The organism is Kocuria sp. CPCC 205261 (genome assembly GCF_040981025.1).
Lineage (GTDB): Bacteria > Actinomycetota > Actinomycetes > Actinomycetales > Micrococcaceae > Kocuria > Kocuria marina.
This window is the reverse complement of sequence record NZ_JAVKPU010000024.1, coordinates 1-6,696: the sequence shown is the minus strand read 5'-3', so window position 1 is coordinate 6,696 and position 6,696 is coordinate 1. Positions and strand designations below refer to the sequence as shown.

General features: G+C 65.1%; 8 protein-coding genes. 3 read left to right on the top strand and 5 right to left on the bottom strand.

Features of this window, described 5'->3' with window-relative positions:
* The first annotated feature begins 331 nt into the window (after window positions 1-331).
* The gene (locus RF646_RS13125; protein WP_368836221.1) at window positions 332-1,942 is read left to right on the top strand and encodes a DNA methyltransferase; all 1,611 of its coding nucleotides are present in this window, start codon (window positions 332-334) and stop codon (window positions 1,940-1,942) included.
* Entirely contained in the window at window positions 1,917-3,146 is a 1,230-nt protein-coding gene (locus tag RF646_RS13120) for a type IIL restriction-modification enzyme MmeI (RefSeq protein WP_368836220.1), read from the top strand. Before RF646_RS13125 ends, RF646_RS13120 begins: the two co-directional genes overlap by 26 nt.
* 105 nt (window positions 3,147-3,251) lie before the next feature.
* Here the strand turns inward: RF646_RS13120 and RF646_RS13115 are convergent, their stop codons facing one another.
* The 5 genes from RF646_RS13115 to RF646_RS13095 all read right to left on the bottom strand — a co-directional run bounded on the left by RF646_RS13115 (window position 3,252) and on the right by RF646_RS13095 (window position 5,633).
* The gene (locus RF646_RS13115) at window positions 3,252-3,818 is read right to left on the bottom strand and encodes a recombinase family protein (RefSeq protein WP_368836219.1); all 567 of its coding nucleotides are present in this window, start codon (window positions 3,816-3,818) and stop codon (window positions 3,252-3,254) included.
* Complete coding sequence (locus tag RF646_RS13110) at window positions 3,815-4,033, bottom strand: XRE family transcriptional regulator (RefSeq protein ID WP_167317927.1); 219 nt, start codon at window positions 4,031-4,033, stop codon at window positions 3,815-3,817. The genes RF646_RS13115 and RF646_RS13110 overlap by 4 nt, the downstream gene beginning before the upstream one ends.
* Before the next feature lie 115 nt (window positions 4,034-4,148).
* Window positions 4,149-4,367 carry a hypothetical protein gene (locus RF646_RS13105; RefSeq protein WP_167317928.1) on the bottom strand — a complete coding sequence of 73 codons (219 nt, stop codon included), beginning with the start codon at window positions 4,365-4,367 and terminating at the stop codon, window positions 4,149-4,151.
* A gap of 310 nt (window positions 4,368-4,677) precedes the next feature.
* Window positions 4,678-5,277 carry a cadmium resistance transporter gene (locus tag RF646_RS13100; RefSeq protein ID WP_058954997.1) on the bottom strand — a complete coding sequence of 200 codons (600 nt, stop codon included), beginning with the start codon at window positions 5,275-5,277 and terminating at the stop codon, window positions 4,678-4,680.
* The gene (locus RF646_RS13095; protein WP_167317930.1) at window positions 5,274-5,633 is read right to left on the bottom strand and encodes a helix-turn-helix transcriptional regulator; all 360 of its coding nucleotides are present in this window, start codon (window positions 5,631-5,633) and stop codon (window positions 5,274-5,276) included. The genes RF646_RS13100 and RF646_RS13095 overlap by 4 nt, the downstream gene beginning before the upstream one ends.
* Before the next feature lie 186 nt (window positions 5,634-5,819).
* On the opposite strand from RF646_RS13095, the gene RF646_RS13090 reads away from it, so the two are divergent.
* Entirely contained in the window at window positions 5,820-6,413 is a 594-nt protein-coding gene (locus RF646_RS13090; RefSeq protein WP_368836218.1) for a recombinase family protein, read from the top strand.
* Window positions 6,414-6,696 lie beyond the last annotated feature (283 nt).

Genomic DNA, 6,696 nt, shown 5'->3' with positions numbered 1-6,696 from the left:
ACGGTGGCCGCGCTCTCGTCGGCAACGACGAGCAAGACCACCGCGCTACACCACTATCGGGGGCTCAACTCCGGTCAGACGGGCATCCCGTCTTTAATTGCGGCCCAAGCCCAGCATGCTCATCGGTGGATCAAGGCTAAGGCTATTCATAACTAAAAGGTGAGGCCCAGTCGGTGGAGCGTGATTGGTCGGTCGTGCACCACCGCAACGCGGCCGCGCGCTGAACGGCGCTTAGCTTCGATGGATGCCCCCTTCTTGACCCCATGCCCGGGCGCGCTCCACGCTCATGCGGGTGCACGTCTGCACTGGAAGCAGCTATTAGCCTTGATCTATGCAGACGCAAATGGACCGTGGAACCGCACGTGACGCCCTAACGAAGTTCGCTCGGGAGTGGACGGAGCGTATCGAGGGGTGGCGGGCGAACGGGCAGACGCACACCGAGAGGTCCTACGCGCAGCAGTTCTGGTCTGCCCTGCTGCGCTGTTTCGGGGTGATCCCGGAGCGGATGGACTTGTTCGAACGAGACGCCACCCGGGCTTCCACCGGGGGCACCGGGTACATCGACTTTTTCTGGTCGGGTGTGGCCATCGGTGAGGCCAAGTCCCTGGGTGAGGACCTGGGCAAGGCCCACCGTCAGGCTTTGGACTACCTCTCGGGCGGGTCGATCAACTCCTTCGAATGGCCGAGATTTGTGCTGGTCACCGATTTCGCGCACCTGCGGGTGGAGCGGATGGGTGATGATCCCTGGACGGTCGAGTTCGATTTGGCCGATGCCCCGGCCCATGTCGATCAGCTGATGTTCTTGGCCGGACAGGAGACCGTCACCAAGGCTGAGGAGAAGGCCGCGTCCCTGGACGCGGCGGCGCGCATGGCTGCGCTGTGGCAGGCAGTGGTCGGGGACGAGGCCGATCAGGGTGTCGGCGATGAACCCCCGACTAATCCTGAGGACGAGGACGCCTTGGCTCAGGAGGCTTCGGTGCTGTTAACCCGGCTGCTGTTCCTGCTCTACGGCGATGACGCCGGGCTGTGGGAAGACGATCTGTTCCGCCGCTGGGTGGAGTCCGACACCACCGCGGACAACCTCGGCCCGCAGCTCCAAGGGCTGTTCAACCTGTTGAACACTCCCGAGTCTCAGCGCCGACGGGTGCCGGCTACCTTGGCGAAGTTCCCCTACGTCAACGGCGGCATCTTCGACGGCTCGTCCCCGGTGCCGTACCTCACTGCCGAGATGCGCCAAGCCCTGATTGAGGCTTGCCGGTTTAGGTGGACGCACATCTCCCCCGCGGTCTTCGGTGCCCTGTTCCAGTTGGTGAAGTCCAAGCAGGCCCGCCGTGGGGACGGTGAGCACTACACCTCTGAGGCGAACATCCTCAAAACCATCGGCCCGCTGTTCTTGGACGAGTACCGGACCCGCGCGGACCGGTTGATCGCCAAGAAGTCCGCCACCCGCCGGGAGTTCAATGAGCTCCAGGACGAGATGGCAGCGAACCTCTACCTTGACCCAGCCTGTGGGGCGGGGAACTTCTTGAACGTCGCCTATGCACGGTTGCGTGAGATTGAGACGGATTTGATCGTCGCCCGCTCTAAGCGGTGGGGCACGATGGACCTGACGTATGACGTGAGCTTCGAGCAGAAGCTGACCATCGACCGGTTCTGGGGTTTCGAGATCAACTGGTGGCCGGCGAAAATCGCTGAGACCGCAATGTTCCTCGTGGACCACCAGGCCAACCTCGCCCTGGCTAAAGCCCGCGGTGCGGCACCGAACCGCCTGCCGATCCGCATCACCGCTCACATCGTCCATCACGACGCCTTGACCTTGGACTGGGCCCAGACCCTGCCCGAACCAACCGGGCAGACCTACGTCTTCGGCAACCCACCGTTTCTGGGGGACCACACCCGCACCGCAGCTGTCGTTAATGCGCCAAGCCTGGGGTGGTGCTAAGCAGCTCTCCCGGTTGGATTTCGTCACCAGTTGGCACGCAATGACGTTGCGACTGCTGGAGAACCGTTACGGCAAGTGGGCGTTCGTGACCACTAACTCCATCACCCAAGGCGACCAGACAGCCCGGTTGTTCGAGCCGATCTACGATGCCGGGTGGCGCATCAAGTTCGCCCACCGCACCTTCCAGTGGGACTCTGAGGCCCCCGGAAAAGCTGCTGTGCACTGCGTCATCATCGGCTTCACCCGTGACCGCGCCACAAAACGCCGGTTGTGGGACTACGCCACGGTGCGCTCCGCCCCGGCCGAGGTCTCCGGGGTCAAGACCATCAACGCCTACCTCGTGGACGGCCCCGAAGTCCTGGTCGGCAAACGCACCACCCCGCTGGCCCCGGACCTCCCCAAGGTCGTCAAGGGTTCCATGGCTACCGACGATGGCAACTTTGTCATCACCCCGACGGAGTATGACGCCGTGATGGCCGACCCCGTGATGGCCCCTTACGTGCGGCCCTACGTCGGGTCCAAGGAGCTGCTGAGCAACCGCAGACGCTGGTGTCTGTGGCTGCGGGATATGAACCCCGGTGACCCCGCGCGCTCTCCCGAGCTCAAACGCCGTCTCGAAGCGGTTGCTGCCTCCCGTCAAGCCTCTAAGGCACCCACCACGCAGGACTGGGCCCGGTTCCCGCACCTTTTCCGCCAGCTCGGGCTGGTTTCCGACGTCCCCTTCGTGGGCATCCCCGAGGTCAGCAGCGAAAACCGCCACTACTTGCCGGTCTCCCATTTCGAACCTGAGGTCATCATCTCGAACAAGGTCTACGGGGCCGTGGACCCGCACGGCATCATCTTCGCCGTAGCCTCCTCCTCCATGTTTTGGACCTGGATGAAAACCGTGGGCGGGCGCCTGGAGTCGCGACCCTCTTTCTCCAGCACCATCACCTGGAACAACTTCCCCATGCCCGCGCTGAGCGACGAGCAACGCGCGGCGTTGGCCTCTGCTGGTACCAAGATTCTCGATGCCCGGGCGCAACATTCCGACCGGCCATTGGATGAGCACTACGCGGCGCTGGGCATGACGCCTGAACTGGTGCGCGCCCATGACCAGCTCGACACCATCATGGACAAGATCATCGGCGCGCCCCGCCGATGCCGCACCGCACTGGAGCGGCAGGAATTGCTCTCCGACTCCTATGTGCGCCTGACCCGGTAGAGGACCCGCCTGGCTTTCGCACAGGCCGTGCGCTTGGCGCACGCCAAGTGCCGAGCGATCTGGGGACGTGCCCACGTCAACCACGTCGGGGCCCGGGGGCGGGTGTCACTCCTCCGCAGAGGTTGCGTCGCGTAGCCGTGTGATGGTCCAGCGGCTCACCCCGTGCAGTGCCGCGACTTCGGACACGGACAGCCCGCCACGTAGCGCGGCCAGCGCGGCCGCGCGCTGGGAGGGGTTGAGCTTCGGTGGGCGGCCGCCCACGCGGCCCTGTGCTCGTGCGTGTTCCAGTCCTACGCGGGTGCGCTCCTGGATGGTCTCTAGCTCCTGCCGCGCCAGGGCGGAGAGGATGCCCACCATCAGCCGCCCCTGGCGGGTGGCGGTGTCCAGGCCCATGTCCAGCAGCACCAGCCGCACGCCTTCCTCGTTCAGCTCGGCGGCGGTGTTCACGGTGTCGCGCATGGACCGGCCTAGCCGGTCCAGGCGGGTGACCACCAGGGAATCGCCGGTACGCAGGTGGCTGCGCGCGGCGTCGAGGCCGGGGCGAGTGGAGCGCGCACCGCTGATCGTGTCCGTGAAGACGCGTTCGCATCCTGCGGCCGTCAGGGCTGCGCGTTGGGTCTCCAGGGAGGCTGATTGCTCCCGGGTGCTCACGCGGGCGTATCCGATTCTCACGGGGTCTGCGGGTTGGACGTGCGGGTCTCGTGAGCGGGTGGGCCGGGCGGCGGGATCGTCGCCGCATGAGCGTCGATGGTCTCGGGCAACCACCCTTTCGTCTTGCCGATCATCGCATCCGGGGGCAGCGGGTAGCGGCGCAGCCGGTGATAAAAACCCTCGCGGGTGAGGCCCTGCCGCACGGCGGCTTCGGTCGCGGAGAGGTAGACCTGCATCTCATCTTCTTCTTGTTGGAGTCGCTGGGTACGCTGGGGTGTCCTTTCGGGACATTCCCCGCGCAGGCGGGGAAGCGCCCCGGCCCAGCTTGCAAACCTGGCCGGGGCGCTTTTCTCATGCCCGCTCGTGGCGGGCCACTGAGGCCCAAAACTCATCAGTCGTCACGCTCAGCTCGAACCACACGTTCCCGACGGTCTGGCCGCGATCGTTCTCGTGGTGGTGCTGGGTGATGCACTCGGCGGCAATCGCATCGAGGTCATACTGATCGGTGAGTTCACCCAGGGCGGGGATGACTTCGTGGGCAACGGCATCGTTCATCGTGGCGTATCGCATGGCGTGTCTTTTCAGTGTGTTGCCGGGGGTTGCCTCCCTGACACTTATCACTTTACACGGTGTGTAGTAATAGAACAAGGGGTAAGCGTGTAAAAACGGTCGTTTCTGCGCGTCTCTCCGACGACCTCCAGCAGAGGTGTGACTGTTGCAGGTGTGTGGCGGCATTCTTGCTGAGATACGTGGCGGCAAGGGCTGTCCATCCAGGAACGACACTGTCCGCAAGCTGGGGCCAGCAACGATCGCCAGGACGTCGGCATCGACAATGGCCGGAGATCTCTTTGTGGTGGAGGCTGCCGATCAGGAAGCGTGGTTAGAAACCGAAGGCCCCGCCGCTGACCAGGATGAAGAAACCCAAGCCGATCAGCACGATGGGGAACAGGATGTGTTCCCAGCGCTCCAGGACCTCGGCGATCGGTCGGCGGGTGGCGACGAACTTGGCCAGGCCCACCAGCACCGCGACCAGGGCCAGGAACACGATGCAGTAGGCAGCCACAGCCCCCGGGCCGACGCTGAGGAAGGCCGGGGCGTAGACGCCGATGTTGTCCCCGCCGTTGGCGAAGGTCACCCCGGCCACGGTCCAGACGGCGACATTCTTGCCCTCGATCTTGGCGTCGTCATCATCGTCTTCGCCTCTGCGCCACCCCTGCCAGGCCGCCCACACTCCCAGGCCCAGCGGGATGAGCCCGAAGTAGGGGATGACCCCCGGGGGCAAGAACGCGCCCGCGCCTAAGGACACGAGCACTGCCGCACCCAGGATGCCGGCGAAGCCGAGGTACTGGCCGACCAGGATTCGGACGGTGGTCCCACGCTGGCCCGCACCACGGCCGAAGAACAGGGATAACACGATGATGTCGTCGATGTTGGTAACCAGGAACAGACCGATCGCCTGGAGGGTTGAGGACAGGATCACGCGCCCACCCCCTTCTCGCAGCAGCCGGGCACGGAGCAGGCCGGGTCCAGGCACGGGGCACTCTCATCCACCGCGAGGGTGACCTCGATCAGAGCAGTCAGCGCCCGCGCCAGGTGTGCATCGGCGATCTCGTACCGGGTCTGGCGGCCCTCGGCCACGGCGACCGCGATCCCGCAGTCCCGCAAGCACGCCAGGTGGTTCGACACGTTCGACCGGGTCAGCCCCAAGTCCCGCGCCAGTTCGGCCGGGTAGGCCGGCCGTTCCAGCAAGGTCATCAGGATCCGCGACCGGGTGGGGTCGGCCATCGCCCGGCCCAACCGGTTCATCACGTCAACACGAGAAACAATAGTCAGCATTCGCTGAACTATACAGTATGAGCTGAACTTACAGTGTCGCCTCGTAAAGCATGGGATGCGAGACGTCTCGTCCGGGAAATTTGCGTCCGCATGATTCCGCGGATCGGGGTGTCTCGCATCTTTGTGCTTTATCCATGCCTCTAGAATCGGATACTCAACGTTGGTTGCGAGACAGATGGGGTGGACATGGGGAAGTTGATCGGCTACGCCCGGGTGTCGACACGGCAGCAAGACGCAGACCGCCAAGTGTCTGACCTTCTGAATGCCGGCGTTCGACGTGATGACGCGTACGTCGACAGTGGAGTGTCTGGAAGCCGTGCGTCCCGTCCCGCCTTCGACAAGGCGGTGGCCGCCCTCGAGCCGGGCGACACGCTGGTCATCACGACACTGGACCGTCTGGGGCGGTCGACGCAGAACATGCTGGCCTTCGCCGAGGCGCTGCGGGGGAGAGGGGCCGGGCTGCGGGTGCTGAACCTGGGTGGGGGAGACGTGGACACGGCCACCCCGATGGGGTCCATGGTCTTCACAGTCATGGCCGCCCTGGCGCAGATGGAGTTGGAGATCAAGCGGGAGCGGATCACCGACTCGGTGGCCAAGCGCCGGGCCGCCGGCAAGGACCTCGGCGGGCGCCGCCAGACCTTCACTGACTCCCAGATCCGCAACGCGCTGCGGCTGATCGAGTCTGGGGAGCCGGCCACCCAGGTCGCCCGCGATCTCGGCATGTCCCGGGCCACCCTGTACCGGCGGATGCGGGAGCTCTCGCAAGCGACCACCATCTGAATCCGTCAGTACATGTGGGCGCCGTGGTGCGTATGACCGCACCTGTGCGGGCTTTTCATCGCACGGGGTAAACGGGCATGACAACCCGGCCTGGATGCGGGCGCACCGCACGGGCGCATCCGGGCCCGCTTGGGGTTCCTCAATGCCGCAGAGCTGTAACAGCGGTTCTCCGGCCAGGCGAGGTGGCGGGCAGACTGTGCTTATGAGTCTCTCCCGTCCTGAGCATCCGTCCATGGCTGATCGACTGACTCGTCTGGCCGGTCAGGCCCCGGCCGCGGTCGGC

What these genes read in the sequence shown, in the direction of transcription:
- RF646_RS13110 (WP_167317927.1), bottom strand. Translation starts at nt 4,033, where the DNA reads ATGCAGGTCTACCTCTCCGCGACCGAAGCCGCCGTGCGGCAGGGCCTC.
- RF646_RS13095 (WP_167317930.1), bottom strand. Translation starts at nt 5,633, where the DNA reads ATGCTGACTATTGTTTCTCGTGTTGACGTGATGAACCGGTTGGGCCGG.
- RF646_RS13090 (WP_368836218.1), top strand. Translation starts at nt 5,820, where the DNA reads ATGGGGAAGTTGATCGGCTACGCCCGGGTGTCGACACGGCAGCAAGAC.
- RF646_RS13105 (WP_167317928.1), bottom strand. Translation starts at nt 4,367, where the DNA reads ATGCGATACGCCACGATGAACGATGCCGTTGCCCACGAAGTCATCCCC.
- RF646_RS13125 (WP_368836221.1), top strand. Translation starts at nt 332, where the DNA reads ATGCAGACGCAAATGGACCGTGGAACCGCACGTGACGCCCTAACGAAG.
- RF646_RS13120 (WP_368836220.1), top strand. Translation starts at nt 1,917, where the DNA reads ATGCGCCAAGCCTGGGGTGGTGCTAAGCAGCTCTCCCGGTTGGATTTC.